The 24,746-nt window shown below is 64.4% G+C and carries 26 protein-coding genes; 14 read left to right on the top strand and 12 right to left on the bottom strand.

The genetic code is table 11. The features are described 5' to 3' along the window. Positions 1-75: 75 nt before the first annotated feature. The 3 genes from RMO25_RS01295 to RMO25_RS01285 are packed head-to-tail and all read left to right on the top strand — an operon-like array spanning position 76 to position 3,669. Positions 76-1,260: a hypothetical protein gene (locus tag RMO25_RS01295; protein ID WP_309660785.1), complete on the top strand. Its 1,185-nt coding sequence runs from the start codon at positions 76-78 to the stop codon at positions 1,258-1,260. 35 nt (positions 1,261-1,295) lie between these two features. Next, on the top strand, positions 1,296-2,354 hold the full coding sequence (locus RMO25_RS01290; RefSeq protein WP_309660803.1) for a DUF2336 domain-containing protein: 1,059 nt from the start codon (positions 1,296-1,298) through the stop codon (positions 2,352-2,354). Then, complete coding sequence (locus tag RMO25_RS01285; protein WP_309660784.1) at positions 2,335-3,669, top strand: HAMP domain-containing sensor histidine kinase; 1,335 nt, start codon at positions 2,335-2,337, stop codon at positions 3,667-3,669. Before RMO25_RS01290 ends, RMO25_RS01285 begins: the two co-directional genes overlap by 20 nt. Here RMO25_RS01285 and RMO25_RS01280 read toward each other — a convergent pair. Genes RMO25_RS01280 through gltX form a run of 3 tightly spaced genes read right to left on the bottom strand, consistent with a single transcriptional unit; the run spans position 3,661 to position 7,140 of the window. Next, positions 3,661-4,404: an arginine deiminase family protein gene (locus RMO25_RS01280; RefSeq protein WP_309660783.1), complete on the bottom strand. Its 744-nt coding sequence runs from the start codon at positions 4,402-4,404 to the stop codon at positions 3,661-3,663. The two genes, RMO25_RS01285 and RMO25_RS01280, sit on opposite strands and share 9 nt — an antisense overlap. 40 nt (positions 4,405-4,444) lie before the next feature. Beyond that, complete coding sequence (locus RMO25_RS01275; protein ID WP_309660782.1) at positions 4,445-5,731, bottom strand: citrate synthase; 1,287 nt, start codon at positions 5,729-5,731, stop codon at positions 4,445-4,447. Further along, complete coding sequence (gene gltX / locus RMO25_RS01270) at positions 5,728-7,140, bottom strand: glutamate--tRNA ligase (protein WP_309660781.1); 1,413 nt, start codon at positions 7,138-7,140, stop codon at positions 5,728-5,730. Before gltX ends, RMO25_RS01275 begins: the two co-directional genes overlap by 4 nt. 57 nt (positions 7,141-7,197) lie before the next feature. Here gltX and RMO25_RS01265 point away from each other — a divergent pair, with 57 nt between their 5' ends. Beyond that, positions 7,198-9,390 carry a ComEC/Rec2 family competence protein gene (locus RMO25_RS01265; RefSeq protein WP_309660780.1) on the top strand — a complete coding sequence of 731 codons (2,193 nt, stop codon included), beginning with the start codon at positions 7,198-7,200 and terminating at the stop codon, positions 9,388-9,390. Beyond that, positions 9,365-9,637, top strand: a complete 273-nt coding sequence (locus tag RMO25_RS01260; protein WP_309660779.1) for a DUF4242 domain-containing protein — start codon at positions 9,365-9,367, stop codon at positions 9,635-9,637. The genes RMO25_RS01265 and RMO25_RS01260 overlap by 26 nt, the downstream gene beginning before the upstream one ends. A 1-nt stretch (position 9,638) precedes the next feature. Here RMO25_RS01260 and RMO25_RS01255 read toward each other — a convergent pair whose 3' ends face one another. The 3 genes from RMO25_RS01255 to RMO25_RS01245 form a co-directional block, all read right to left on the bottom strand. Further along, positions 9,639-9,983 carry a VOC family protein gene (locus RMO25_RS01255; protein ID WP_309660778.1) on the bottom strand — a complete coding sequence of 115 codons (345 nt, stop codon included), beginning with the start codon at positions 9,981-9,983 and terminating at the stop codon, positions 9,639-9,641. 17 nt (positions 9,984-10,000) lie between these two features. Further along, entirely contained in the window at positions 10,001-10,669 is a 669-nt protein-coding gene (gene lexA, locus RMO25_RS01250; RefSeq protein WP_309660777.1) for a transcriptional repressor LexA, read from the bottom strand. A 95-nt stretch (positions 10,670-10,764) separates the two neighbouring features. Then, positions 10,765-12,696, bottom strand: a complete 1,932-nt coding sequence (locus tag RMO25_RS01245) for a peptidyl-prolyl cis-trans isomerase (RefSeq protein ID WP_309660776.1) — start codon at positions 12,694-12,696, stop codon at positions 10,765-10,767. A gap of 124 nt (positions 12,697-12,820) precedes the next feature. On the opposite strand from RMO25_RS01245, the gene tpiA reads away from it, so the two are divergent. From tpiA to RMO25_RS01225, 4 genes are all read left to right on the top strand, one after another. Further along, on the top strand, positions 12,821-13,582 hold the full coding sequence (gene tpiA / locus RMO25_RS01240; RefSeq protein WP_309660775.1) for a triose-phosphate isomerase: 762 nt from the start codon (positions 12,821-12,823) through the stop codon (positions 13,580-13,582). A 57-nt stretch (positions 13,583-13,639) separates the two neighbouring features. Further along, complete coding sequence (secG, locus tag RMO25_RS01235; protein WP_309660774.1) at positions 13,640-14,029, top strand: preprotein translocase subunit SecG; 390 nt, start codon at positions 13,640-13,642, stop codon at positions 14,027-14,029. Positions 14,030-14,106: 77 nt separating this feature from the next. After that, entirely contained in the window at positions 14,107-15,741 is a 1,635-nt protein-coding gene (locus tag RMO25_RS01230; RefSeq protein WP_309660773.1) for a CTP synthase, read from the top strand. A gap of 67 nt (positions 15,742-15,808) precedes the next feature. After that, positions 15,809-15,958: a lmo0937 family membrane protein gene (locus RMO25_RS01225; protein ID WP_309660772.1), complete on the top strand. Its 150-nt coding sequence runs from the start codon at positions 15,809-15,811 to the stop codon at positions 15,956-15,958. Here the strand turns inward: RMO25_RS01225 and RMO25_RS01220 are convergent. Next, positions 15,955-16,440: an SRPBCC family protein gene (locus tag RMO25_RS01220; protein WP_309660771.1), complete on the bottom strand. Its 486-nt coding sequence runs from the start codon at positions 16,438-16,440 to the stop codon at positions 15,955-15,957. The two genes, RMO25_RS01225 and RMO25_RS01220, sit on opposite strands and share 4 nt — an antisense overlap. After that, on the bottom strand, positions 16,437-16,745 hold the full coding sequence (locus RMO25_RS01215; protein ID WP_309660770.1) for a metalloregulator ArsR/SmtB family transcription factor: 309 nt from the start codon (positions 16,743-16,745) through the stop codon (positions 16,437-16,439). The genes RMO25_RS01220 and RMO25_RS01215 overlap by 4 nt, the downstream gene beginning before the upstream one ends. 92 nt (positions 16,746-16,837) lie before the next feature. Here RMO25_RS01215 and trxB point away from each other — a divergent pair, with 92 nt between their 5' ends. Next, positions 16,838-17,803 (top strand): thioredoxin-disulfide reductase, encoded by a 966-nt coding sequence (gene trxB / locus RMO25_RS01210; protein WP_309660769.1) that lies wholly within the window; start codon positions 16,838-16,840, stop codon positions 17,801-17,803. Position 17,804: 1 nt separating this feature from the next. Here the strand turns inward: trxB and RMO25_RS01205 are convergent, their stop codons facing one another. After that, positions 17,805-18,098 carry an acyl carrier protein gene (locus RMO25_RS01205; RefSeq protein WP_309660768.1) on the bottom strand — a complete coding sequence of 98 codons (294 nt, stop codon included), beginning with the start codon at positions 18,096-18,098 and terminating at the stop codon, positions 17,805-17,807. Positions 18,099-18,224: 126 nt separating this feature from the next. Here RMO25_RS01205 and RMO25_RS01200 point away from each other — a divergent pair, with 126 nt between their 5' ends. Together RMO25_RS01200 and RMO25_RS01195 are read left to right on the top strand one after the other, a co-directional pair. After that, complete coding sequence (locus RMO25_RS01200) at positions 18,225-19,691, top strand: AMP-binding protein (protein WP_309660767.1); 1,467 nt, start codon at positions 18,225-18,227, stop codon at positions 19,689-19,691. Continuing rightward, entirely contained in the window at positions 19,688-20,917 is a 1,230-nt protein-coding gene (locus RMO25_RS01195) for a pyridoxal-dependent decarboxylase, exosortase A system-associated (protein WP_309660766.1), read from the top strand. Before RMO25_RS01200 ends, RMO25_RS01195 begins: the two co-directional genes overlap by 4 nt. Here RMO25_RS01195 and truA read toward each other — a convergent pair. Further along, positions 20,914-21,654 (bottom strand): tRNA pseudouridine(38-40) synthase TruA, encoded by a 741-nt coding sequence (gene truA, locus RMO25_RS01190; RefSeq protein ID WP_309660765.1) that lies wholly within the window; start codon positions 21,652-21,654, stop codon positions 20,914-20,916. The genes RMO25_RS01195 and truA overlap by 4 nt on opposite strands. After that, positions 21,651-22,577: a methionyl-tRNA formyltransferase gene (gene fmt, locus RMO25_RS01185; protein ID WP_309660764.1), complete on the bottom strand. Its 927-nt coding sequence runs from the start codon at positions 22,575-22,577 to the stop codon at positions 21,651-21,653. The genes truA and fmt overlap by 4 nt, the downstream gene beginning before the upstream one ends. Positions 22,578-22,634: 57 nt before the next feature. Here fmt and recR point away from each other — a divergent pair, with 57 nt between their 5' ends. Together recR and def are read left to right on the top strand one after the other, a co-directional pair. After that, complete coding sequence (recR, locus tag RMO25_RS01180) at positions 22,635-23,231, top strand: recombination mediator RecR (protein ID WP_309660763.1); 597 nt, start codon at positions 22,635-22,637, stop codon at positions 23,229-23,231. 31 nt (positions 23,232-23,262) lie between these two features. Beyond that, positions 23,263-23,802: a peptide deformylase gene (gene def / locus RMO25_RS01175; RefSeq protein WP_309660762.1), complete on the top strand. Its 540-nt coding sequence runs from the start codon at positions 23,263-23,265 to the stop codon at positions 23,800-23,802. 14 nt (positions 23,803-23,816) lie between these two features. On the opposite strand, the gene RMO25_RS01170 is transcribed toward def, so the two are convergent. Beyond that, positions 23,817-24,743, bottom strand: a complete 927-nt coding sequence (locus RMO25_RS01170) for an SMP-30/gluconolactonase/LRE family protein (protein ID WP_309660761.1) — start codon at positions 24,741-24,743, stop codon at positions 23,817-23,819. Positions 24,744-24,746 lie beyond the last annotated feature (3 nt).

Here is a 24,746-nt window from a genome sequence, read left to right as displayed (position 1 = left end):
AGAAAGCGATTAGAGAGGGTCGGCGATCGCCTTATAGTGAGACGGTCGCAAGAGTTGGGAAAAAACGGAGCGGGGATGGCGGTCGGCGCGCTGATCGGAGCCTATCAGGAGAACGACGCGGGCGAGCTGCGCGCCTTGCTGCCGCTCGCCGGGCGGACTTTGATCGAATATCAGGCGCGCTGCGTTGCGGCGGCCGGCGCGGCGCCGATTGTCGTGCTGGTCGAACGGGTGCCACCGGCGTTGCACGAAGCCCTCGAACGGTTGCGCGTTGACGGACTGTCGGTGATTCCAGTGAGCGACAGCAATGAAGCCGCGAGTCGATTCGAAGCCGGTTCGCTGATCCTCCTGGTCGGTGATGGTGTCGCAGCTCCGGCCGAGTTGCTCGCCCAATTGGCCGAAGAGCCCGAACCGGCGATCGCGACCGTTCCCGACGATGAGCCGCATGAGGCATTCGAACGGATCGACGCGACCAGCCGCTGGGCCGGCGTTGCACTGGTCGATGGCCGCACCTTGGGCGCCACCGCGGCGATGCTCGGCGACTGGGATCTGCAATCAACGCTGCTCCGAAGAGCCTTGCAGGATGGCGCGCTGCGGGTGCGCGTGTCACCGCCTGGGGAACCCTTGCTGGCCGACAGCGCCGATCAGCTGGCCGGTTTCGAACGCGGCCTGATTGCCTCGTCGCGCGGCATAAGGCGCGACTGGGCGAGCCGGTATGCCCTGCCCGTAATCGAGGAATTCGCCACCGAGCGGCTGCTGGAAACGCCGGTTCGTCCGCAATGGCTGATCTGGACCGCGCTGACGCTGATCGTCGCGGCGGCGTTTGCCTTCACGCGCGGCTGGCTGTGGCCGGCGCTGGGCCTGCTGATCGTCGCCACGCCACTGGACCTGGTTGCAGGGCGCCTGGCGACCCTGCGGTTGCGGCCGTTGCCGCCGCGATTGCTTAGCCGGCGCCTGTTGTGGCCGGCGGCCGGTTTGGCGCTGCTTGCACTCGGCTGGCGCCTAACCTTTCACAGCAGTGGTTGGGGAGCGTTGATCACCGCCCTGGTCGTCGCCGCCTTCGCCGAAGCGGCACGGATTGAGCAAGGTCATGACGAAGTCGCGGGCCAATTGTGGCTGTTTTCGTGGCGCAATGCGATCCTGACCATGATTCCGTTCGCGCTGGCGAGCAACTGGGCGTTGGGTCTTTCAGCGCTTGCGCTCTACGCCACCGTCTCATTTTTCATTGTCCAACATTGGCACCATCGGATCACAGCCGATTGACCTGGCGTTAACTGACGCCCGATAACGGTTATGTGATGGCACCCGAAGAATGGCCGATTGCTGCCCCGGCAGCCGACCGGACGGTCAACCCGCGACCCGCGGGCCGAGATCGCTTGTCCACGGTACGTCTCGATTTCTTTCTCAATCCCGCACAACGGCTGAACGAACAGGAACGGGCCGTGATGACGGCCATGCTCCATGGGCTGGTGTCGGACATCGCTGACGAGCTGCGGGCATCGCTGCCGGCAAGCTCGGCGGTGGCCAATGATGAGGATAATAGCGAGCTGGTCGCCGAGCTGAGTGCCGCCGGCTTGCTCAACCAGCCCAAATTGATCGAGCTCCTGCTGCGCCGGGCCGACGAGGAGCAGATTACGACCGCGGTCCGGGTGCGCAATGGCGGCCGTGACGGGCGTTTGCTGCAAACCCTGGTCAGCGATGAAAGCGCCGCAATTTCGGCGGCGGCAATGTCGCTGATCCTGGCGCGAGGTCGGCGGCGTGACCGGTTTGGCCAGGCCCGCGTTGAATTTGACGATTTGCCGGCGGAGACGGCGGTCGACCTGACCCAGATTGTCAGCGCCGGCCTGCGCGGGCGTTTGCTGGTCTCAATCGACAAGCAGGCCGCGGATCGCCAGCTGGCGGCGGCCAGCACGGCGCTTTTGGCGCGGCACGACGAAGACAAACGGCTCGAAGCGCTGGCGGCGATGCTGGTTCGCTTGCTCGACGAGCAGGGGCGGCTGGACGAAGATCTGGTCTCGGCGGCGGCGGCGGACGGCGAAGCGGTGCTGGTCGCCGAAGCTCTGGCACGCCGGGCCGCGATTGCCGGCGAAGATGCTTTCAACCTGCTGCTCGGCGGCGACGGTGATTCGCTGATGCTGTTGCTGCGGATGGCCAGCGCTTCGCGCGAACTCGCCGCGCGCTTGCTTGCCGGGCCGGGCGACTTGCTCGAAATCGCCGACGCGGGCCGCGCGATTGCCCGGTTTGATGCCATCACCAAGGAAGAGGTCGAATCCACGCGCGAGTGGCTACGCCTCGACCCTTGCTATCGCACCGCGCTTGGCGCGTTGGGACAGGACCATGGCCAGCGCACCTTCTGAACCACGGCCAATCATGGGCCGAGTCGATCGCGCCGGGCGCCTGATCGCGGCCGACGCCGAACTTGCGACGCTGCAAATGGAGGCGGGCTCCAGCATCGGCGCGACGCTAGCGCTGCCGCAAGTCGCCGCGGTCGCCAGGCTGGCGCGCAAACTCGGCATCCCCGTGTCGCGGCCGGCGGTAGCAGCGGGAGCCAACCTGGACGTGGATCTTTGGGTACGGGCGATTCCCGAAGGCGATGAAGTGTCGCTGACCCTGGAAGGGTGGACGGTGCGGCCCGCCGCCTCGGCGCGGCTGGCAACCCTGCTCGGCGGCGACAGCGAGTCGCGCCCCGCGCCGGAGCCCGGCGAATGGTCGGCGGACGAGGATATGCAACTGACGTCGGTTTCTGCCTCGCTGGCGGACAAACTGGGCGCCGACGCGTCCGAGCTGATCGGCCGGCCGCTGATGCGCATCTTTCGGCTGGAGGAAAATGACGCGGGCGAATTGCCGCTGGTCGCCGCGCTGGCGGCACGCCACGGCTTTGCCGGCCAGCCCGCGCGGGCGAGGAACGGCGACCCGGGGGTGATCCTGTCGTTGAGCGGCGAAGTAATGTTCGGCGCCGACGGAAGTTTCGCTGGTTTTTCCGGCCGGGCACTGTCGAGCGACGACGGCGGCGCCCAGCCGGTGCCGCAGCCGCTGGCGATCGACCAGGCGCTCAACGAGGCGCTGCGCTCGCCGCTTGACCGAATCATCGATGCCGCCGAGCGCATTGCCGACCGGTCCGATGGGCCGTTGCGCAACGATTATGCCGCCTACGCCAGCGATATCTCGTCCGCGGCGCGCCATTTGCTGTCGGTCATTCATTCAATCAGCGAGGAGCCGGGGCAAGGGCATCGCACGGTCGATCTCGCCACGCTTGCCGCCGAGGCGGCGGTGCTGATCGCGCCGACCGCCGAAACGCGCGGCGTCCGTATCGAACTCGAGCCGAACCAGGCCCTGCCGGCCAATGGCGAAGAGCGCGCGGTGATCCAGATCCTGGTCAATCTGATCGGCAACGCCGTCCGCCATTCCCCCGCCGGCGGCGCCGTGACGCTGCGCTTTGCAAGCACGGAGAACGTCGCATCGGTGATTGTCTCCGACCACGGAGCGGGCATTGCCCCGGCCGACCAGCAACGCATCTTTGAGCGCTTCGAGCGGGCCAATAGCGACGAAGGCGGCACCGGGCTTGGCCTCGCCATTTCGCGCCGGCTGGCCCGGTCGATGGGCGGCGATATCAGTCTGGATAGCGCGCCGGCCAAGGGCGCGCGGTTCACGCTGTCGTTGCCGTCAGGCTGACCACCAGCGCAGCGACATGCACGACAGGCCGGCGTCAATCTTGCCGATTTCGGACGTCGGGAGAGCCATCACCGCATAGCCAAGCTGGCCGAGCAGTGCGATTGTCTTCGGAAAACCGGCCCCGACCAGCACCACATCGTTGACTCGCAGGGCATTGGCCGCGGCGTCTTCGCCATCGGGTGTCATGACCTGCCGGAAGCCGTCGAAGATCCCCGTTGCGGCCAAGGCCGGGGTGGAGAGCACAGTATCCTCATCGAGCAATGAGCAAGCCGATTTCAGATGCAGCACATCGTCAGGTGTCTCGACGATCGTGGACAAGCGGCCGAACCTGGCAAGGCAGCCGGCGAGCGCTTCGGCGCCGGCTTGGTCGGTGCGGTCGGACAGGCCGATCATTACTCCCTTGCCGGTGACCAGAACGTCGCCGCCGTCGGCATGACCGGACGGCAGGTCGAGCACGACATCGAAGTGTTCGTGCAAGGTCGGGGCAAGCGCGCCGGCTTCGGCGACCCGACTCGGCGCGCCCGGACGAAGCAGAATTGCGCCTTCGGTAAAGACCAACGCTGGGTCTTCGACAAACAATGAGTCGGGAAATTCTGCCAGAGGCGGAAGGACGATCACCGTGATGCTCGCCGTTCGCAGCGCGCTCACATAAGCGGCATGTTCGGCTAAAACTCCGTCATATGTCGGCCTGCCGCCGCTGGCGCTAAGCCCGTCGTCGACCGTATCGGCCGGCAAGCGGGCGATGGCGCGGTTGAATTGAAACGTTTGCAGCGACTTACCTTTTGGCCACCGGCACGTAATCGCGCTGGGTCGCGCCGGTGTATAGTTGGCGCGGACGGCCGATCTTTTGTTCGGGATCGGAAATCATCTCGTTCCACTGCGCAACCCAGCCCACGGTTCGGGCCAGCGCGAACAAAGCGGTGAACATGTCGCTCGGGAAGCCGATCGCGTTCAAGATCACGCCCGAATAGAAATCGACGTTCGGGTACAGCTTCTTCTCGATGAAATAGTCATCGCTGAGCGCGATCCGTTCGAGCTCGAGCGCGACGTCGAGCACCGGATCGGAGATGTTGAGCTCCTTCAGCACCTCGTCGGCGGTCGCTTTCATGACCTTCGCGCGGGGGTCGTAATTCTTGTAGACCCGGTGGCCAAAGCCCATCAGCCGGAACGGGTCGTCCTTGTCCTTGGCCCGGGCGATATAGGCCGGGATGTTCTTCACATTGCCGATTTCGCGCAGCATGTTGAGTGCCGCTTCGTTAGCGCCGCCATGGGCTGGCCCCCACAGGCAAGCGATGCCCGCCGCGATGCAGGCGAACGGATTAGCGCCCGATGAGCCCGCCAGCCGCACGGTCGAGGTCGAAGCATTCTGCTCATGGTCGGCGTGGAGGATGAAAATCCGCCGCATCGCCCGCTCGATCACTGGATTGACCTCATAGGGCTCGGCCGGGACACCGAACGTCATCCGGAGGAAATTGCCGGTGTAGGTCAGGCTGTTGTCTGGAAAGAGGAACGGCTGGCCGATGGTATATTTGTAGGCCATCGCCGCGATCGTCGGCATCTTGGCGATCAGCCGGTGCGACGCGATCATCCGCTGCAGCGGATCGGTGATGTCGGTCGAGTCGTGATAGAAAGCCGACAGCGCGCCAACCACGCCGCACATTACCGCCATCGGGTGCGCGTCGCGGCGGAAACCGCGATAAAAGGTCGCGAGCTGCTCGTGCAACATGGTGTGGCGCGAAATGGTGTAAGTGAAATCGACTAGTTCGGCCTGTTTCGGCAGCTCCCCGTGGAGCAGCAAAAAAGCGACTTCCATGAACGTCGAATTCTCGGCCAGTTGGTCGATCGGGTAGCCGCGGTGGAGGAGAATGCCCTTCTCGCCGTCGATGAAGGTGATCGCGCTCTGGCAACTGGCGGTCGACGTGAAGCCGGGATCGTAGGTGAACTTGCCAGTGTCGCCGTAAAGCTTGCGGATATCGATTACTTCAGGCCCGACCGAGCCTTCGAAAATCGGATAGGTCACGTCGCCGCCATCGAATTTCATCGTCAGCGTCTTGTCGGTCATGCGTTCGGCTCCACCATCTGGTCGGCAATTCGGGCGAGGCTTTCGCCCTGCCCGAGCAAGACCAGAACGTCAAAAATTCCCGGGCTGGTGCTGCGGCCGGTCAGCGCGGCGCGGAGCGGCTGGGCGAGCTTGCCGAGTTTCACGTCGGCCTGTTCGGCGACCAAGCGCACGGCTTCCTCGAGCCGATCATGCTCCCAGGCGGCAACCTTGCCGAGAGCGTCGTGGGCGGCCCGGAGCAAAGGTCGGCTATCCGCAGTCAGCAGCGCCGCCGCGCCTTCGTCGATGGCCAGCGGGCGTTTGGCAAACAGGAACCGCGCACCCTCGGCCAGCTGGTTGAGGTCATGCGCGCGCGACTTCAGCTCGGGCATGGCTCGCTCCAGCATATCGGAGTCGGCTTTGGTCAGATCGAGCTGCCCGGCAACCAGCTTGGCCAGCCGCTCATTGTCCGCTTCACGAATGTAATGCGCGTTGAGACTCTCCAATTTCTTCATGTCAAAGCGCGACGGCGACTTGCCGACATGATCGAGATCGAACCAGGCAATGGCCTGGTCCTTTGAGATGATTTCGTCGTCGCCGTGGCCCCAGCCCAAACGCAGCAAATAATTGAACAGCGCCTCGGGCAAGATGCCCATGTCGCGATAGTCGTGGACCCCGAGCGCGCCGTGGCGCTTGGAAAGCTTGGCGCCGTCGGGCCCGTGGATCAGCGGGATGTGGGCGTAGGTCGGCTCGGGCCAGCCCATCGCGCGGATAATCGCCAGCTGTCGGAAGGCGTTGTTCAAATGGTCGTCGCCGCGGATGATGTGGGTCACCCCCATGTCATGGTCGTCGACGACCACCGCCAGCATGTAGGTCGGGCTGCCGTCCGAGCGCAGCAGCACGAAATCGTCGAGCTCGGCGTTGGCAACCGCGACCCGGCCCTGGACCAGATCCTCGATCACCGTCTCGCCCTCGCGCGGCGCTTTCAAGCGGATGACCGACGGCACGCCTTCGGGTCCCGCTTCGCTACGATCGCGCCATTCGCTCACCAGCCGGAACGGCCTCCGTTCGGCCTGCGCCTTGTCGCGCCGCGCCTTCAATTCCTCCGGCGTCAGATAGCAACGATAGGCTGCCCCGCGCTCGATCAATTGGTGCGCAACCTCGGCGTGGCGCGGCTCGAACTCCGACTGGAAATGGGCCGGTCCGTCCCAATCGAGGCCAAGCCACTGCAAACCATCGAGAATTACGTCGATCGCGGCCTGGGTCGAGCGGGCCTTGTCGGTGTCTTCGACGCGCAGCAGCGCCTGGCCGCCGTGATGGCGAGCGAAAAGCCAGGAAAACAGGCCGGTGCGGGCGTTGCCGATATGGAGGAAACCGGTCGGGGAGGGCGCGAAACGCGTCACCACGAATGACGGATTGTGACTTGCGCTCAAGCGCGTTCCTTTGTCTTGTCGGCATCGATGCAATGGATGAGCGCCCCTAACATAGGGATGGCGCCTCTTCCACAGCGGGCTCGGCGGTTTTGGGAGACGCGTTTCAGCAACCTGCGCGCGGCGCTCGAGGGTTTCCTCGAGGCTGAGCGCGGGCAACTGCCACCGTGGTTCGTGGTCGGGCTCGGCACCGGCATCCTTGCCTGGTTTGCGCTCGACGGGCGGCGGGACTGGGCGGCCTTTGTTTGCCTGTCGGCGGCACTGGCGCTGGCGGGGTTCTCGTCCAAGGGCGGTCGCGCGGAGCGAGCGGCCGGCTGGTTCGGGCTGGCGATGATGCTCGGCTGCGGCCTCGTCTGGGTGCGCGCCTATGCGGTCGCGGCGCCGCGGCTGGGGCATCCACTGGTCACCGAATTTCGCGCCACGGTCGAGCGAGTCGAGACGATGACCGCGAAAGGCACGTTGCGATTGACCGTGGCGCCGGCCGAACAAACATTGCCGCCACAGGTGCGGGTGTCGATCGATTTGGACACGGCGCCGAAGGGCATCGCCAGGGGCGCCCAGCTACAGCTTCGCGCGCGACTCGCGCCGCCGCCGCCGATGGCGCTCCCGGGCGGTTATGACTTTGCTCGCGACGCCTGGTTCAGACAAATCGGCGCGGTTGGCAAAGCGCTTGGCCCGGTGATCGTGCTTCGGCCAGCAACCGGAAGCGGACTTGATGGCGTCCGCGACCGGCTCGACCGCCACATTCGCGATCGCCTGCCCGGCGCCAATGGCGGGATCGCCACCGCGCTCGCCACCGGCGACCAGAACGCCGTGCCCGTCGCCGATGCCGATGCCATGCGGCGCAGCGGCCTCACCCATTTGCTGTCGGTCAGCGGGCTGCACATTGCCGCCGCGGTCGGCGCGGCCATGCTGCTGACCTTGAAGTTGCTCGCACTGAGCGAACGCCGGGCGCTGCGCTTCAACCTGGTGCTGGTCGCCGCTGGCGTCGGGGCGGTGACCGGGATCGGCTATACGCTGTTGACCGGCGCGCAGGTGCCAACCATCCGCAGCTGCGTCGCCGCTCTGCTGGTGCTCGCCGGCATTGCGCTCGGCCGGGAAGCGCTCAGTATGCGGCTGCTTGCGGTCGGCGCGCTGGTCGTGCTGATATTCCGTCCCGAAGCCATCGCCGGGGCCAGCTTTCAGTTGAGTTTCGCGGCCGTCGCCGCGATCATTGCGCTGCACTCAAGCGCCTTGGCGCGGCGAATGTTCTCGCGGCGCGAAGAAGGGCTTCCAGCGCGGTTGGCGCGCGCCATGCTGGCGATGGTCGCCACGGGGCTCGCGGTCGAAATCACGCTGATCCCGATCGCGCTTTATCATTTTCATCGGGCAGGCCTGTACGGGGTTGCCGCCAACATCATCGCGATTCCCTTGACCACCTTCGTGATCATGCCGCTGGAGGCCGGCGCGCTGTTCCTTGATATCGCGGGCTGGGGGGCGCCCTTGTGGTGGCTGTGCGGCCTGTCGCTCAACCTGCTGCTTGGGCTCGCGCATTTTGTCGCTGATTCGCACGGTGCGGTCGCGCTATTGGCGGCGATGCCGTCGGGCGCGCTCGGCAGCATGGTGGCGGGCGGATTGTGGCTGTTCCTGTGGACCAGCCGGACCCGATTCCTTGGCCTCGCGCCGATCTTGCTGGGCGCCGTCGCGGCTGCCTTGTCGCCGACGCCCGACCTGCTAGTCACTGGCGATGGGCGGCATCTTGCGCTGGTCGACGTCGATGGAACGCCGCTGTTGTTGCGCGAACGGAGCGGCGATTTCATCCGCCAGGTGGTCGCCCAGGCTTCGGGCTTCGACGCCGATCCCCAGAATCTTGCCTCGCGACCATTCTCGTCTTGCTCACGGGACAGCTGCATCGCGGTCATCGCGCGCGGTGGCCGGCATTGGCAAATCCTCGCCACCAGGACCGCGCAGTCGATTGAATGGCAAAGTTTGGTCAAGTCATGTGCGCAAGCCGACATCGTCGTTTCCGAACGCTGGTTGCCGCGCGGTTGCAGCCCGCGCTGGCTGAAGCTTGATCGCGCAACGCTGGCACGAACCGGCGGGTTGGCGATTTATCTCGTGCCAAGACCGTACGTTACGACCGTCGCACAGCGCATCGGCCAGCATCCCTGGGCGGCCGATGATGCCGCTGACGATCAGCAGCGAATGCGCTATGGCCCTCGCCGTTCAGGGGACAGGAGGCTTCGCAATGCCCGAATTCGTGATCGAACGTGAGATGCCCGGTGTGGGCGATTTGTCCGGCGCCGACCTTAAGGCCGCATCGCAGACCAGTTGCTCGGTGCTGCGCGATCTCGGGCCCGAAATCCAATGGGTCCACAGCTATGTTACCGACAACAAGATCTATTGTATCTATCGCGCACCGAGCGAGGATTTGATCCGCCGCCACGCTGACACAGCGGGCTTTCCGGCCAACAGCATTTCGCAGGTGCGCGCGACGATCGATCCGACCACCGCGGAGTAGGTCAGCTTGCCGACCACACGGCGAGTTCGCTGCCAGCGGGGTCGATGAAGTGGAAGCGGCGGCCACCGGGAAAGGCAAAGATCGGCTTGGCGATGGTGCCGCCGGCCTTGGTCACGGCGCCGTGTGCGGCGTCGAGATCGTCAACTCGCACCACTGGCAGCGGCGCCGCGAGGGCCTCATCGGGCTGTCCGTTCAAGCCTACGTCGGTGGTGCCGTTGGTCGTCGCCGCATAGTCGGGCCCGTAGTCGGTGAAGCTCCAGCCAAAGGCCTTGGCATAGAAAGCACGCGTCAGTTCGTGCGCGGTCGCACTCGGCAACTCGACATAATCGACTCGCGCGCCAGTCATCCGTCAAAGACCCATTTTCAGTAGCGGCGGATGAGGCCCGCCAGCCGCCCCTGGATGCGGACTTGGTCGGGTCGGTAACGTTGCGGCTCGTAGTGGCGATTGGCCGGGTCGAGCCGGATCATGCCGCCTTCGTGACGGAAGGTCTTCAGGGTCGCTTCGCTATCGTCGATCAGGGCGACGACAATCTCCCCATCGCGCGCCGTGTCGACCTTGCGGATGAGCGCGAAGTCGCCGTCGAGAATGCCTTCCTCGACCATCGAATCGCCCGACACTTCGAGCGCATAATGCTCACCTGGACCGAGCAGCGCCGCGGGCACGGCGAAACCTTCGGTGCCTTGCAGCGCCTCGATCGGCGTGCCGGCGGCGATCTTGCCGTGCATCGGGATTTCGATGGTGTCGTTGGCGGGCAAGGGTGCGGCCGTGCGGGGAGCAGCAACGGCCGCGGAAGCAGTCGCAAGGTTGGTTGCGCTCGCCTCCGGGATTTTGATGATTTCGAGTGCGCGCGCCCGATTGGGCAGGCGGCGGATGAACTTGCGCTCCTCGAGCGCCGAAATCAGCCGGTGGACACCCGATTTGGATTTAAGGTCGAGCGCCTCGCGCATTTCGTCGAAACTGGGGCTAACACCGGTGCGCCCAAGCCGGCCGTGGATGAACATGAGCAGCTCATGCTGTTTGGCGGTGAGCATCGGCGGTCACTCCCCATATGTCCTCCAGGGCCAATGCCTTGGCAGGAACGAACGGAGAACGTGTAGGCAACGTATTAGCGCTCGTCAAGCGGCTTCTAGCTGCCGCTGATCCGTTTCTTCGAAGCGGTGATTGCGCTCTCGTTGCGGCGCACACCAACCGTCTCGCGCATCGCAGCCTGGAATTCCCGCGCATATTCTTCGGAAATGGCTTGCTGAAATTCGCTTTGCACGCTGGCGATCAGCACTGGTTGGGTCATGGCATTGCCCGGAATGATGCGGTTGACCTTGACGATCGAGAAGCCGCGTTGCTGCGGGTCGGCGACCATTCGGCTCTTGCCGGCGCCAAGCGTGAACAGCATTCGGATCGCGGCCGGGACCTTGTCGCCCAACTGGGCCAGGTCGAGTCGCCGGGCGGCAATCTGGCGGGCCGGTGGAAGGGAAATCCCGGCTTCGGCCACTGCCGTGGCGAGCGGTACGTTGCGCGCCGCCTTCGCCGCGATCGCAGTCGCGACCGCTCGCGCCCGCTCGCTCGCTTGCTGGTTGATCCAATCCTCGGTGACCCGGGCGCGGATGCTGGCCAGCTGAGCCGGGGCCGCGGCGACGATCCGGGCGGGGGCGACAAAGACATAGCCAGCCTCTTTGCCAAGCGCTTCGACGACGGGGTCATCATCCTGAGTCAGGTCAAAGCCGCTCTTCAGCGCCGGCGTAAGCTCGACGGGAAAATGAAATCCCGGATCATCGCGTGCCGCGCCGCTGGCGGTGATCAGCGGTGTCTCGGTGATCGCGAGCTTGGCCTGGCCAGCGGCCTCGACATAATTGCTGCCCCCGGCGACCGCATCCTCGACCTTGGTAACAAGGTCGGCCAGCGCTTCCTTGCGCTTGTCGGCGGTCAGCTTCGCCGCAATCTCGCCGTGAGCGGCGCCGAGCGGTTTGCCGCCTTCGCGGCGTACCGAATCCACTTTGACGACATGCCAGCCAAGATCCGACTGGATGGGGCCGACGACCGCACCGGACTGGGCCGAGAAAGCGGCGGCGGCGACCGCGTCACCGGCCAGCGAGGCAAATTCACCCCGGGTTTGCGGACCAACTGAAATATCCGATGGGCTCAACCCGGCGGGAGCGGTCGCGGCGACGAAACTCGCGCCGCCGCGAGCGCGCGCGGCGATGGCATCGGCCGCATTGCGGTCCGGCACAACTGCCTGGCTGATGACCCGGATTTCCTTCGCTCCATAGGTCGCCTGATTGGCGCTGTAATATGCCGCAATCTCCTGATCGGCCGCGGTCACTCCGGCGACTTGCTCGGGGCCGATCCTGGCGAAGCGCAACACGCGCTGCTCGGGCACCATGTAGCGATTCCGATTGGCGGCGTAGAATTGTTGGAGATCAGCATCGGTTGGGTTGAGCCCCGCCCGGAACAGGGTCACCGGGACGATGGCGACATCGCCCTGACGTGATTCCAGGAGCATCGATGCGTAAGGCGTTGCAAACCCCACCGGCACCCGGGCGTTGGACGCCACCGGAGTGAGCAGCATGCGCTGCAGCATCGAGGCTCTGATCAGCTGGCGCACTTCCTGGTCAGACATGCGCTGCTGGGCAAGAAAGGATCGATAGGCTTGCTCGCTGAACTTGCCGTCGAGCCCACGGGCCCCAGGGATGTTGGCGATTTCGGCACCGATGAGCCGCTCCGACAAGGAAAAGCCAAATTTATCGGCGAACGCCTGCAATGTGTGTTGGTCGATGAGGCTGGAGAGAATTCCTTCGAAGTCGCCGGCGATGGTCGTGTAATCCGCTTCAGGATTTTGCTGCCGGACCTCGCCCAGGCGCCGCTCCATTCCCCGCGACTGGTCCCGGTCGGAGATTTGCTGGCTGCCGACCTTGGCCAGGGTCGAGCCGTTCATGCCGAAGCTTCCGGACCGCAAATTGGCGATATCACCCATCGCGAACGACGCGAGGATGGCGACCACGAACAGGACCATGATGATCGATCCGACCGTCGATTTCGACAGGCGGCGGAAGGAAGCAAGCATTGATTTTCCGGCCTTTGGGAGAGTGAGCGGGGCCGCTTTAGGGGCGGGTGGGCCAGGCATCAAGGCGCGCGCGCTTTCGTATCCGGGCCAACCCAGTTAGGGGCACGCTGGCAAAGGGGGCCGCATGGCGTTGAACAAGCTGGTTGCCGGAAACTGGAAGATGCACGGCGTCGCCGCCGACCTCGAACAGGTCGAAGCCATCGCTGCGGCGTCGCGAAGCTTGGCCGCGGTCGAGGTCGCGCTGTGCCTGCCGCTGACGCTGATCGAGCGCGCGGTGCGGGCGGTGCCAGGCCTCGCAATTGGGGCGCAGGATGTCCATTTCGCAGAAAAGGGAGCGCATACCGGTAACGCCTCCGCCGCCATGCTCAGGGACGCCGGCGCGAGCCTGACGATTGTCGGCCATTCCGAACGGCGCCAGGCGCACCGCGAAAGCGACGCCGAGGTGAAAGCCAAGGCCGAAGCGGCGCTCGCGGCTGGCCTGGGCGTGATTCTGTGTGTCGGCGAAAGTCTCGCAGTGCGCGAGGCCGGCGGCGCGGTGGATACTGTCGATGCTCAACTGCAGGCTTCACTGCCGGCGGGAATTGGCGATCCGATGGATTTTTCGGTTGCCTATGAGCCGATCTGGGCGATTGGCACCGGAAAAGCCGCATCACCCGACGATATTGGTGAGATGCACGCGGCTGTTCGCCAGCGCCTTGTCACTGCCTATGGCGATGCGGGAAACCGGGTCCGCATTCTCTACGGCGGCTCCGTCAAGGCCTCCAACTCTGTCGAGATTTTCGCTTTGGCCAATGTTGACGGGGCGCTGGTTGGCGGGGCGAGCCTCTCGGTCGCGGATTTCCTGCCAATTGTCGAGGCCGCCGCCGCCGCCGCCGCTGCTGGTTGAAGCGGACTGACCGATCGCCTAGATGCGCTGCGAACCCCCTATCCCGAAAGTCCCGCCATGTTCACCTTCCTGCTGATCGTTCAGACCGTCATCGCCGCCACGCTGGTCGGCGTAATCCTCATGCAACGCTCCGAAGGCGGCGGGCTGGGGGTCGGCGGCAGCTCGTCGGGCTTCATGACCGCCCGCGGAGCGGCCGATTTCCTGACCCGCTCGACCGCGGTGCTGGGCGGTTTGTTCGTGACTCTGTCGATCGCTCTCGCCGCTTATGCCGGGGTGCAGCGCCAGCCGACGAAAGTCGATACATCGCTGGCCAATACGGTCGTGCCGGTGCCCGCCGCGCCGACCGTGCCGCTCGCCGGCCAGCCGGCAACCGGCACCGCGCCGGTGACCGCCAACCAGGCGGCACCGGTCCAGAACCAGCAGGGTCCGGTCCCGCTGGCGCAGTAGTTTTTAAGTAGCAGCACAAACTTTTTTCGCATCGCGGCTTGCCCTTGGGGGCAGTCACACCCTAAGCCTCAACTCCCATGGCGCGGTTCATATTTGTCACCGGCGGCGTGGTCTCATCGCTCGGCAAGGGTTTGCTCTCGGCATCGCTGGGAGCATTGTTGCAAGCGCGCGGCTTCACGGTCCGCACTCGCAAGTTCGATCCCTACCTCAACGTCGATCCGGGGACGATGTCGCCCTATCAGCACGGCGAAGTCTACGTCACCGACGACGGGGCGGAGAGCGATCTCGACCTGGGCCATTACGAACGCTTTACCGGCGTTACCGCCCGCCAGTCGGACAACGTCACCACCGGCCGTATCTATCGCGACATCATCACCCGTGAACGCCGCGGCGACTATCTCGGCGCCACGGTCCAGGTGATCCCGCACGTCACCAACGCGATCAAGGAATTCGCGATCAACGAGACCGACGACGTCGATTTCGTCATTTGCGAGATCGGCGGAACTGTCGGCGACATCGAAAGCCTGCCGTTCGTCGAGGCGATCCGGCAGCTGCGGAACGACATTGGTCGGGCCAATGGCGTCTTCGTTCACACCACTTTGGTGCCGTGGATCGCGGCAGCGGGAGAATTGAAGACCAAGCCAACCCAGCATTCGGTGCGTGAGTTGACCAGCCTCGGCATCCAGCCCGACGTGCTGCTATGCCGGGTCGATCGGCCATTGCCGGAGAGCGATCGGGCCAAGATCGCCTTGTTTTGCAATGTTGCCCAGTCGGCGGTGATCCCGGCGCTCGATGCTCGGTCGATTTATGACGTGCCGCTGCAATATCATGCCGAAGGCCTCGACGACGAAGTCCTGAAAGCGTTCGGGATCGACGACGCGCCGGCGCCCGACCTCACCCGCTGGACCGACATCATGGACCGGCTCGACCATTATGAGGGCGAGGTGAATATCGGCGTCGTCGGCAAATATGTCGGGCTTCCGGACGCTTATAAGAGCTTGAACGAAGCGCTGGTCCACGGCGGGCTGGCCAATCGCGCCAAGGTCAACATACGCTGGCTCGATGCAGAAATGTTTGAGCATGATGACGCGACGCTCGCGGCCGAGCTGGAACCGCTACACGGCATCCTCGTGCCGGGTGGATTTGGCGAGCGGGGCAGCGAAGGCAAGATTGCTTCCGTCACCTTCGCTCGTGAACGCAATGTGCCGTTCTTCGGCATCTGCCTCGGCATGCAGATGGCGTGCATCGAAGCGGCGCGAAATCTCGCCGGTATCGCTGAAGCCTCGACCACCGAATTCGGTGCCACGACCGAGCCGGTGGTCGGTCTGATCACCGAATGGATGAGTGACGAAGGCTTGCAGCAACGCGCCGTCGACGGCGATTTGGGTGGGACCATGCGATTGGGCGCCTATCCGGCCAAGCTCGACGGTAATAGCGTCGTGCGCAGCCTCTATGGCGAGGATCTGATCAGCGAGCGTCACCGCCACCGCTATGAGGTTAATGTCCATTATCGCGAGCCGCTGGAGAAGGGTGGGCTGGTGTTCTCCGGCATGTCGCCCGACGGCCAGCTGCCGGAAATCGTCGAGCGGCCCGACCACCCATGGTTCATCGGCGTCCAGTTTCACCCGGAACTGAAGAGCCGCCCGTTCGCGCCGCATCCCTTGTTCGCCGGCTTCATCAAGGCGGCGCTCGACAAGTCGCGGTTGTTCTGACGCATCCGGGAACGCCAGCCGCTGTCGATAGTTGCGGCTTTGTCACGAATACAAAAGGGTATCCGCCATGCTTATGACCATTGCAGCCGTCATCCTCGTGCTCTGGCTGCTCGGAGCGTTCGCTTTTCACGTCGGCGGGGGCTTGATTCACATCCTGCTGATCATCGGCCTGATTGTGCTGGTGATGCATTTCGTGCGGGGCCGCCGAGCGATCTAGCCTTCGGCGGCCTGCCGATATTGCTCAAGTAGCGCCGCCCAGCCACCATCCATGCCGCTTTCGTAGCCGCCGCGAAGCTCCTCGGCGCGGGTGCCAAATCGCTCGAGGTCGCGATGTTCAAATTCGACCAGGGTGTGATCGCCATCGGGGGTGAACCGCACCTCGACGGTGGTCTCGAAGTCGGGGTCGTAGGTCCAGTCGGCATTGAGCTGCCAGGCCAGCGCCACTCGCCTCGGCGGTGACCATTCCAGCACGCGTCCCCACTCGGTTTCGCTGTTGTCTTCGCCGATCTCGAACCAGCGTCCGCCGACTTGCGGCTCGACGATCACGGCCTTTTGCGGCGATTTGAGCAACGAATGACTCTTCAGCCACCATTGGCCCATATGGCCCACGAAAACGTCAAACGCCCGCTGCTGCGATGCCCTGACCAGGATCGACTTGCGAATCGGGGCGGGGGCGATGCGCTGGGTTTCCAGGGTCATCGGTCTTTCTCCTCTTCGCGTTCAACCGCGTTCGCATAAGCGGCCAGGGATTCGTCCCAGAAGCGATCTAGCCAGCCGCGGATTTGTCCGAAGCCGGCGGGGTCGATGCAATAGATCCGGCGAGTGCCCTCGGCCCGATCGCGCACCAGCGTCGCTTCCTTGAGTACTTTGAGATGCTGCGACACCGCCGGTCGGCTGACCGGAAGCAGCGCCGCCAGTTCGCCGACCGCCATTGGCTTGTGCGCCAGGCGCTCGACAATTTGCTGGCGAATTGGCTCGGCCAGGGCGGATAAGGCGTTAGTCATCACTAACGGTTAGGTTTGACTTACGGTCAAGTCAATGGATTCTTGATCCCTAAGCATTGCCAGCGTGGGGCCGCCGCTTTTAAAGCGCCGCGATGAGCAACAGCATGTCCAGCCGGGTAGTGATTCTCGGCTCCGGCCCGGCCGGCCTGACCGCCGCGATCTATGCCGCGCGCGCCGGTTTGAGCCCCGTCATCATCCAGGGGATCATCCCCGGTGGCCAGCTGACCACGACTACCGACGTCGAAAATTATCCCGGCTTCCGCGATGTCATCCAGGGCCCGTGGCTGGTCGAGGAGATGCAGGCCCAGGCCGAGCATGTCGGGACCAAGGTGGTGTGGGACCATGTCGCCGCGGTCGACCTGTCGCGGCGGCCGTTTCGCCTGACCGGCGATAGCGGGACAATCTATTCGGCCGATACTTTGGTCATCGCCACTGGCGCTCAGGCACGCTGGCTGGGGCTGCCGTCCGAAGAGCATATGAAGGGCCGGGGGGCGTCGGCCTGCGCGACCTGCGACGGCTTTTTTTATCGCGGCAAGAAGGTCGCGGTGATCGGTGGCGGCAACACCGCGGTCGAAGAAGCGATGTATCTGACCAACCACAGCCATGACGTCACCCTGATTCATCGGCGCGATTCGCTGCGGGCCGAAAAAATCCTCCAAGACCGGCTGTTCGCCAATCCGGCGATCAAGGTGATCTGGAATCACGAGGTCGCCGAATTCGTCGGCGGCGGCGATCCGGAAGCGCTGGTCGGACTCGACATTCGCGACACCCGCAGCGGGGCGATCAGCCGGGTCGAGGTCGAAGGCGCGTTCGTCGCGATTGGCCATACCCCGGCGACCGAGCTCTTCACCGGCCAAGTCGAACTCGACAAGGATGGCTACATCAAAGTCGACAGCGGCTCGACCGCGACCAATATTCCCGGCGTGTTCGCCTGCGGCGACGTAATGGACAAAATCTATCGCCAGGCAGTAACCGCGGCCGGAACCGGCTGCATGGCCGCGCTCGACGCGGAGAAATATCTCGCAGCCCAGGAATTCGAAGCGATGGCCGCTGAGTAGTTTAAGCTAGCGTCATCCGCTTGGTGAAGGCGAGCAGCCGGCCGAAACTGTCGAAATCCTCTGCTTCGACGTCGGAATCTTCGATCAGGACCGCAAACCGTTCTTCGAACGCGGTGAGGAAATTGGCCACCGCCAGCGAATCGAGCTCTGGCAGGGCACCGAACAGCAGCGTCTCGTCGGTGAAGCCGGCGACCCGCTTGCTTGGCAGACCGAGGACTTCGGCGAGTAACGCGCGAAGTGCCGCCTCGACCGTCGCAGCCGTACGCGCCTCTGTGGGTTGGGATTTCGACTGCACCGGCGGCGCGCTAGAGAAACTCTCCAGTTCCAGCAAGGAAATCGTCTTTGCGAGCGGAGCGAAGCAATCCCCCTATTGCGCTTTACTGGATTGCTTCGTCGCATTGCTCCTCGCAATGACGTTGGGATGGCTGAACTGGATCCGACACCGTTCCCGCTCGATCATCTGACGGGCCGAGGCGCCGCCGATGCGCCGGCACTTACGGTCGGCCAACAAACCCTGTCCTATGGCGAGCTGGATATGCTGGTCGGCAAGACGGCGGCGGCTTTGCTCGGGCAGGGGCTTGATCGGGGCGATCGGGTTGCGAGCTGGATGGGCAAGACCAGCCTTGCCTGCATATTGCCGCTGGCCTGCGCCCGGGCGGGCCTCGTCCACGTGCCCGTCAATCCAGTGCTCAAGCGGGCCCAGGCGGCACATATTCTTGCCGACAGCGGCGCCCGCTTGCTGATTGCCAACCAGGCGCGGCTGGTGACGCTGGACGATAGCGCGGACGCGCGACCGGTCGCGCTCGAGGATTGGCGGGTCAATGACGAGTCCCTGCCGCCGTCCTCCGCGAGCCCCGATGATCTCGCGGCCTTGCTCTACACTTCGGGTTCGACCGGGCTGCCAAAGGGCGTGATGCTGAGCCACGCCAATCTATGGCTGGGCGCAGTTAGCGTTGCGCATTTTCTCGGGCTTTCGGCGGCGGACCGCACGCTGGCGGTGCTGCCGCTGGCGTTCGATTATGGTCAGAATCAGCTGCTCTCGACCTGGGCAGCGGGCGGTCACGCGATCGCTTTCGATTATCTGATGCCGCGCGACGTGGTGCGGGCAGTGCGACGCCATGACGTCACGGTCCTCGCCGGGGTACCGCCGCTGTGGCTTCAGCTCACCGAGGCTGACTGGTCGGGTGGCGAGGGCGGGAGCCTCAGAACCCTGACCAACAGCGGTGGGCATTTGCCGCTGCCGGTGGTGCGCAAACTGCGGACGCTGTTCCCCGATGCGGATCTGCACCTGATGTACGGGCTGACCGAAGCGTTTCGCTCGACCAGCCTCGATCCGGCGCTGGTCGACCGGCATCCCGATAGCGTCGGTACCGCGATCCCGTTCGCCGAGATCGCCGTTGTGCGACCAGACGGGACCGAGGCCAGCACTGGCGAGGAGGGTGAGTTGGTCCATCGCGGGCCGCTTGTCGCGCACGGTTATTGGAATGACCCTCAGCGCACCGCCGAGCGGTTTCGCGATGGGGCAGTGTGGTCGGGCGATACTGTCGTTCGAGGAAAGGACGGTCTCATTCGTTTTCGCGGGCGCGACGATGCGATGATCAAGGTCAGCGGTAATCGCTTGAGCCCCAACGAGATTGAGGAAGCGGCGCTGGCCAGCGCCGCGGTTCGCGAAGTGCTTGCGATCGGCGTTTCGGATGACAAGCTTGGCCAGGCGGTGATGCTGATCGCGGTGGCCAAGGGCGACGATGCCGAGAAGCGGTTGCGCGCATATTTTATGGCCGAGCTTCCATTGTTCATGCATCCGCGCGAAATAGTCTGGCGTGACGCACTGCCATTGGGGGCCAACGGCAAGCTCGATCGAGCGGCGCTGGCGAGGGAGTTCGCATGAAAGCAATGGGACCTATTCCGGCGTGGTTCAGCTCAAGCGAGGACGCACAACTTCGCATTGGAGGTTGGTCGGCGGACGAGTTGATCGATCGGGCCGGCGGCACACCTTTATTCGCCTATGACAATAATATCGTCGGCAGCCAGATCGCTCGCTTTCGGTCGGCAATGCCCGACGGACTTGCGCTGCATTATGCTGTTAAAGCAAATTCATACAGTCCGTTATTGAGGTTTCTTGCGCGCTACGTTGAAGGCTTCGATATTGCCTCATCGGGGGAGCTTCAGCTCCTCAAGGACGCGGACGTCGATGGCCTGCCAATCAGTTTTGCCGGACCCGGCAAGCGCGACGATGAAATTGAGCGCGCCATTGCGGCCGGCGTAACGCTCAATGTCGAAAGCGAGGGCGAGGCCGAGCGTGCGCTGGCCATCGCCGAACTCGTCGGGCGGCAGCCGAAAATCGCCATTCGGGTCAATCCGCCGTTCGGCATCAAGGGCGCTGGTATGAAGATGGGCGGTCTCGCCAGTCAGTTCGGCGTCGATGCGGATCGCGCCGCGGCGCTGGTAAAGCGGGTCATCGAAAGCGGGGCCGAATGGCGCGGGCTGCATATTTTCGCAGGCTCGCAGGTGCTTGCCGCGGACGCCTTGATCGAAGCGCAGCGCGCGACCGTGGCTCTTGCCGGTGAAATTGCCGATGCCGCCGGGGCCGAGCCGCCCGAGGTCAATCTCGGCGGCGGCTGCGGCATTCCTTATTTTCCAGGCGAAGAACCGCTCGATATTATCGCCGTTGGCGCCGCGCTGTCGGAAACGTTCGTCGATGTTGCCGATTCGCTCGCCAACACTCGGTTTGCGATGGAGCTTGGCCGCTGGCTCGTCGGCGAGGCGGGGGTTTATTTGACCCGCATCATCGACCGCAAATCAAGCGGCGGCAGCACGTTCCTCGTCACCGACGGCGGACTGCACCACATGCTCGCCGCAAGCGGCAATTTCGGCCAGGTGCTGCGGCGCAATTATCCCGTGGCGATTGCTAGCCGGTTCGGTTGCGAACCCGACGAAGACGTGACTGTCACCGGCTGCCTGTGCACCCCGCTCGACCTGCTGGCGGACGATGTCGCGTTGCCCCACGCGGAGCCAGGCGACGTGGTCGCCGTCTTCTGCGCCGGCGCTTATGGGCTGTCGGCCAGCCCGCAGGCGTTCCTCAGCCATCCCCCGGCGAGGGAAATGTTGGTCTAGGGATAGTTCGCTTCGACGAAGTACAGGCCGTCGGGCGGCGCGTTGAGGCCGAGCGCGGCCCGGTCGCGGGCGTCGAGCGCGGTTTGGATGTCGGCCGGCGACCACTGACCGCGCCCGACCATGACCAGGCAGCCCACCATCGAGCGCACCTGGTGATGGAGAAAACTGCGCGCCGCGGCGGCGATGCGGATGTGCTCACCGTCGCGGATAATTTCCAATCGGTCGAGCGTTTTGACCGGGCTGTTCGACTGGCATTGAGCCGAGCGGAAGGTGGTGAAGTCGTGGGTCCCGACCAGCATCGCCGCGCCTTCGGCCATCGCCTCCAGGTCGAGCGGGGTCGGGATGTGCCAGACCTGGGCGCGCTCGATGGCTGGAGGGGCGCGGCGGTTGAGGATGCGGTACTCGTAGCGGCGCCCGATGCACGAGAAGCGCGCGTGCCAGTCGTCGGCGACGGGTTCGGCCTTGAGAATTGCAATCGGATCGGGCCGCACCAGCGCATTCAACCCGTCGCGCAGCCGGTGGGCGGTCATATGCTTGGTGATATCTACATGGGCGCTCATCGCCAGCGCGTGGACGCCCGAATCGGTGCGCCCGGCGCCGTGCACGCTGGCCAGCTCGTTGGTCATCCGGAAAATCGCCGATTCGATCTGGCCCTGGATCGAGGGGCCATTGCTCTGCCGCTGCCAGCCCATGAACGGACCGCCGTCATATTCAATCGTCAGCCGCCAGCGAGTCACTGGCCTAGCCGGCCGCGAGGATTCAACTGCGCTCCCTTGGGAATGGGAAAGCCGCGCAAGAGCTCATCCGGGTGCATTCGGGACCGGCCTGCCCGCTGAACGACAAATGGACGAATTGCGCGCTCGTCGCATGCGATCTTCAGGTGATCGTCGGCGACCATTCCGGGGGGACCGCTTCCCGGCACGACCTCAGCCTCCAGTAGCTTGATCCGCTCTCCCATAAACTCGAACCAGGCACCGGGTGTGGGACTGAATGCGCGGACTTGTCGCTCAACCACACGCGCGTCCTGCGTGAAATCGAGCTGGGCCTCGGACTTGTCGATTTTCGCCGCGTAGGTGAGTCCTTCCTCTGGCTGAGGCTTCGGTGGATAATCCAAAGGTTTGGCAAGGTAGCGCAACAGTGCAAAACGACCAAGATCTGCAAGTTCTTCAGTAAGTTCACCTGCAGTTTTGCCATCAATTTCAATCAGCCAATTTAGGAGAATGGGTCCAGTGTCCAGGCCCTCATCCATTCGCATCAATGTGATGCCGGTGTGCTTATCACCGGCGAGGATCGCGCGCTGGATCGGCGCCGCGCCGCGCCATCGCGGCAGCAGCGACGCGTGGACATTGATGCAGCCCGCCTTGGGCGCCTCGAGAATCGCACGGGGCAGGATCAGCCCGTACGCCGCGACCACCGCGAGATCGGCATCGAGCGCGCGAAACCGCGCTTGCTCCTCGTCCGATCTGAGGCTGGACGGCGACCGCACCTCGATATCGAGCGCCTCCGCACGGAGCTGGACCGCGGTGGGGCGCGGCGCCTTGCCTCGACCTGCCGGACGCGGCGGCTGGCTATAGGCCGCGGCGACCTCGTGGCCCGCTTCGACCAAGGCGTCGAGGCTCGGCACCGCGAAGTCCGGGCTGCCCATGAAGACGATCCGCATTGCCCGCCTATGGCCGAGACTTGCCCCTCTGGCCAAGCGCCCTATGGAATTGCCACCATGGCATCGCAGCAAATTGAAGCTCTGTCGCAAGCGCTGGCGAGGCTCCCGGGTCTGGGGCCGCGCTCGGCGCGTCGCGCGGTGCTGCACCTGATGAAGCGCAAGGAAACCGCGCTGGTGCCGCTGCTGGCGGCCTTGCAGGATGTCGCGACCCGCCTCTCAACTTGCTCGGTATGCGGCAATCTCGACACGTCGGACCCGTGCAGCATCTGCAAGGATATGCGCCGGGATGAGCGGCTGTTGTGCGTGGTCGAGGAAGTCGCCGATTTGTGGGCGCTCGACCGCTCGCGGCTGTTTCCCGGCCGCTATCATGTCCTCGGCGGGCGGTTGTCGGCACTCGAAGGCATACGGCCCGAGGATCTTGGTATCGACAAATTGGTCGCGCGGGTCGCTGCCGGCGGCATTGACGAGGTCGTACTGGCGATGAATGCGACGCTCGAGGGCCAGACCACCGCCCATTATCTGGCCGAGCGGCTCGAGAAATTCCCGATTCGCCTGACCCAATTAGCCCATGGCCTGCCGGTCGGCGGCGAGCTCGACTATCTCGACGAAGGCACGTTGGCGCAGGCATTGCGGGCGCGGCGCCCGATTGCTTGAAGCAACGCGCTCGAACGACTAAATTACCGCCATGGCCATCCTGCCCATCGTCGAGGTCCCGGACCCGCGCCTGCGCCAGATCTCTTCACCCGTGAAAGAGGTCAACGCCGAGGTGCGGGCGCTGATCAAGGACATGTTCGAAACGATGTACGACGCGCCCGGCATCGGCCTCGCGGCGATCCAGGTCGGCGTCCCGATCCGCGTCCTGGTGATGGATCTCCACGAGCCCGAGGAAGAGGGCGGCGAACCGGTCAACGACCCGCGCGTGTTCATCAACCCCGAAATCCTCACGCATTCCGAGGAAGAGGTGCCCTATCTCGAAGGCTGCCTATCGGTGCCCGACCAATATGCCGAGGTCGAACGGCCGGACCATATCCGCGCGCGCTGGCTCGACGAGAAGGGCAAGCAACATGAGGAGCAGCTCGACGGGCTGCTGGCGGTCTGCCTGCAGCACGAGATGGATCACCTCGAAGGCATATTGTTCATCGACCATTTGTCACGCTTGAAGCGCGAGATGGTGCTCAAGAAGCTCGCCAAGATGCGCAAGGATCGCGGCGAAAGAGCCGCCTAGCGCGAGCAGCGGCGTCAATGGACGTTGCGGATCCTGACGATGCTCCCTTTAGCCTGTGGGTCGTTGCCGTCCTGGACCACGGAGACGTAAAGGTCGCGTTCGCCCGGTCCGAAGGCGACATTGGTCGTCCCGTCGCCGGCCGCGATCCGGAACACGTGCAACAGTTTGCCTTTCGGCGAGATCTTGAGCACCTTGCCGCCGAAGAATTGCGCGACATACAAATTGCCCCGGCGGTCAACCTTCAGGCTGTCGGGCCCCAGCCACCAATTCTCGACTCGGTTCGGCACCAGCAGGTTGAGCAGCGCGAAATTGGATCGATGCGTCAGCGTTCCATCGGCCTCGATCGCGAACTTCAGGATGGCGTTTCCGACCATCTCGTCGAGGTAGAGAGTCTTTTGGTCCGGCGAGATGGCGATGCCGTTGGCGTAATTGAGGTTGTCGGCGACCTGCACCCACGTGTCGCTTCCCGGCGCCCGATAAACGATCCGGCCGGCGATCGCGGTCGGCGCACCATCGTACGGGCCAAACACCGTGGCATAGGCGCCGCCATTGTCGGCAACGACGATATCGTTGATCCCGCCGTCAAAGCTCCGCCCTTCGCTATCGGCGCTCCACCGCCGCAGTTCCTTGCCCGACAGATCGAGTTCGAGGATCACGCCGTGCGCGTTAGTGCAGGCGAGCAGGAACGTGTGCTCCCTGCTCAGCGCCAGGCCGTTGTGCCCGCAGCCTAGAGCGGAATTTAGCACCGTCGTGGTCTTGCCATCCCACTTCGACAAGGTGCCCGAGATCCAGCCGACGAAATAGAGATTGCCCTCGACATAGAGCGGACCTTCGGGCCCCAGAACGCCGCTTACGACCACGACTTCGCGGCTTTGCGCGGCGCTCGCTGAAACGGTAGCGAACAGCGCGATCGCGGCGAGCAATCCGATCTTGATCCGCATGGT

Origin of the sequence: Sphingomonas sp., from assembly GCF_031361285.1 — a bacterium.
Taxonomy (GTDB): Bacteria; Pseudomonadota; Alphaproteobacteria; order Sphingomonadales; family Sphingomonadaceae; genus Sphingomicrobium.
This window is presented reverse-complemented; position numbering and strand designations above follow the sequence as displayed.

What these genes read in the sequence shown, in the direction of transcription:
- RMO25_RS01295 (WP_309660785.1), top strand. Translation starts at nt 76, where the DNA reads ATGGCGGTCGGCGCGCTGATCGGAGCCTATCAGGAGAACGACGCGGGC.
- RMO25_RS01290 (WP_309660803.1), top strand. Translation starts at nt 1,296, where the DNA reads ATGGCACCCGAAGAATGGCCGATTGCTGCCCCGGCAGCCGACCGGACG.
- RMO25_RS01285 (WP_309660784.1), top strand. Translation starts at nt 2,335, where the DNA reads ATGGCCAGCGCACCTTCTGAACCACGGCCAATCATGGGCCGAGTCGAT.
- RMO25_RS01275 (WP_309660782.1), bottom strand. Translation starts at nt 5,731, where the DNA reads ATGACCGACAAGACGCTGACGATGAAATTCGATGGCGGCGACGTGACC.
- RMO25_RS01265 (WP_309660780.1), top strand. Translation starts at nt 7,198, where the DNA reads ATGGCGCCTCTTCCACAGCGGGCTCGGCGGTTTTGGGAGACGCGTTTC.
- RMO25_RS01260 (WP_309660779.1), top strand. Translation starts at nt 9,365, where the DNA reads ATGCCCGAATTCGTGATCGAACGTGAGATGCCCGGTGTGGGCGATTTG.
- RMO25_RS01255 (WP_309660778.1), bottom strand. Translation starts at nt 9,983, where the DNA reads ATGACTGGCGCGCGAGTCGATTATGTCGAGTTGCCGAGTGCGACCGCG.
- lexA (WP_309660777.1), bottom strand. Translation starts at nt 10,669, where the DNA reads ATGCTCACCGCCAAACAGCATGAGCTGCTCATGTTCATCCACGGCCGG.
- RMO25_RS01245 (WP_309660776.1), bottom strand. Translation starts at nt 12,696, where the DNA reads ATGCTTGCTTCCTTCCGCCGCCTGTCGAAATCGACGGTCGGATCGATC.
- tpiA (WP_309660775.1), top strand. Translation starts at nt 12,821, where the DNA reads ATGGCGTTGAACAAGCTGGTTGCCGGAAACTGGAAGATGCACGGCGTC.
- secG (WP_309660774.1), top strand. Translation starts at nt 13,640, where the DNA reads ATGTTCACCTTCCTGCTGATCGTTCAGACCGTCATCGCCGCCACGCTG.
- RMO25_RS01230 (WP_309660773.1), top strand. Translation starts at nt 14,107, where the DNA reads ATGGCGCGGTTCATATTTGTCACCGGCGGCGTGGTCTCATCGCTCGGC.
- RMO25_RS01225 (WP_309660772.1), top strand. Translation starts at nt 15,809, where the DNA reads ATGCTTATGACCATTGCAGCCGTCATCCTCGTGCTCTGGCTGCTCGGA.
- RMO25_RS01220 (WP_309660771.1), bottom strand. Translation starts at nt 16,440, where the DNA reads ATGACCCTGGAAACCCAGCGCATCGCCCCCGCCCCGATTCGCAAGTCG.
- RMO25_RS01215 (WP_309660770.1), bottom strand. Translation starts at nt 16,745, where the DNA reads ATGACTAACGCCTTATCCGCCCTGGCCGAGCCAATTCGCCAGCAAATT.
- trxB (WP_309660769.1), top strand. Translation starts at nt 16,838, where the DNA reads ATGAGCAACAGCATGTCCAGCCGGGTAGTGATTCTCGGCTCCGGCCCG.
- RMO25_RS01200 (WP_309660767.1), top strand. Translation starts at nt 18,225, where the DNA reads ATGGCTGAACTGGATCCGACACCGTTCCCGCTCGATCATCTGACGGGC.
- RMO25_RS01195 (WP_309660766.1), top strand. Translation starts at nt 19,688, where the DNA reads ATGAAAGCAATGGGACCTATTCCGGCGTGGTTCAGCTCAAGCGAGGAC.
- fmt (WP_309660764.1), bottom strand. Translation starts at nt 22,577, where the DNA reads ATGCGGATCGTCTTCATGGGCAGCCCGGACTTCGCGGTGCCGAGCCTC.
- recR (WP_309660763.1), top strand. Translation starts at nt 22,635, where the DNA reads ATGGCATCGCAGCAAATTGAAGCTCTGTCGCAAGCGCTGGCGAGGCTC.
- def (WP_309660762.1), top strand. Translation starts at nt 23,263, where the DNA reads ATGGCCATCCTGCCCATCGTCGAGGTCCCGGACCCGCGCCTGCGCCAG.
- RMO25_RS01170 (WP_309660761.1), bottom strand. Translation starts at nt 24,743, where the DNA reads ATGCGGATCAAGATCGGATTGCTCGCCGCGATCGCGCTGTTCGCTACC.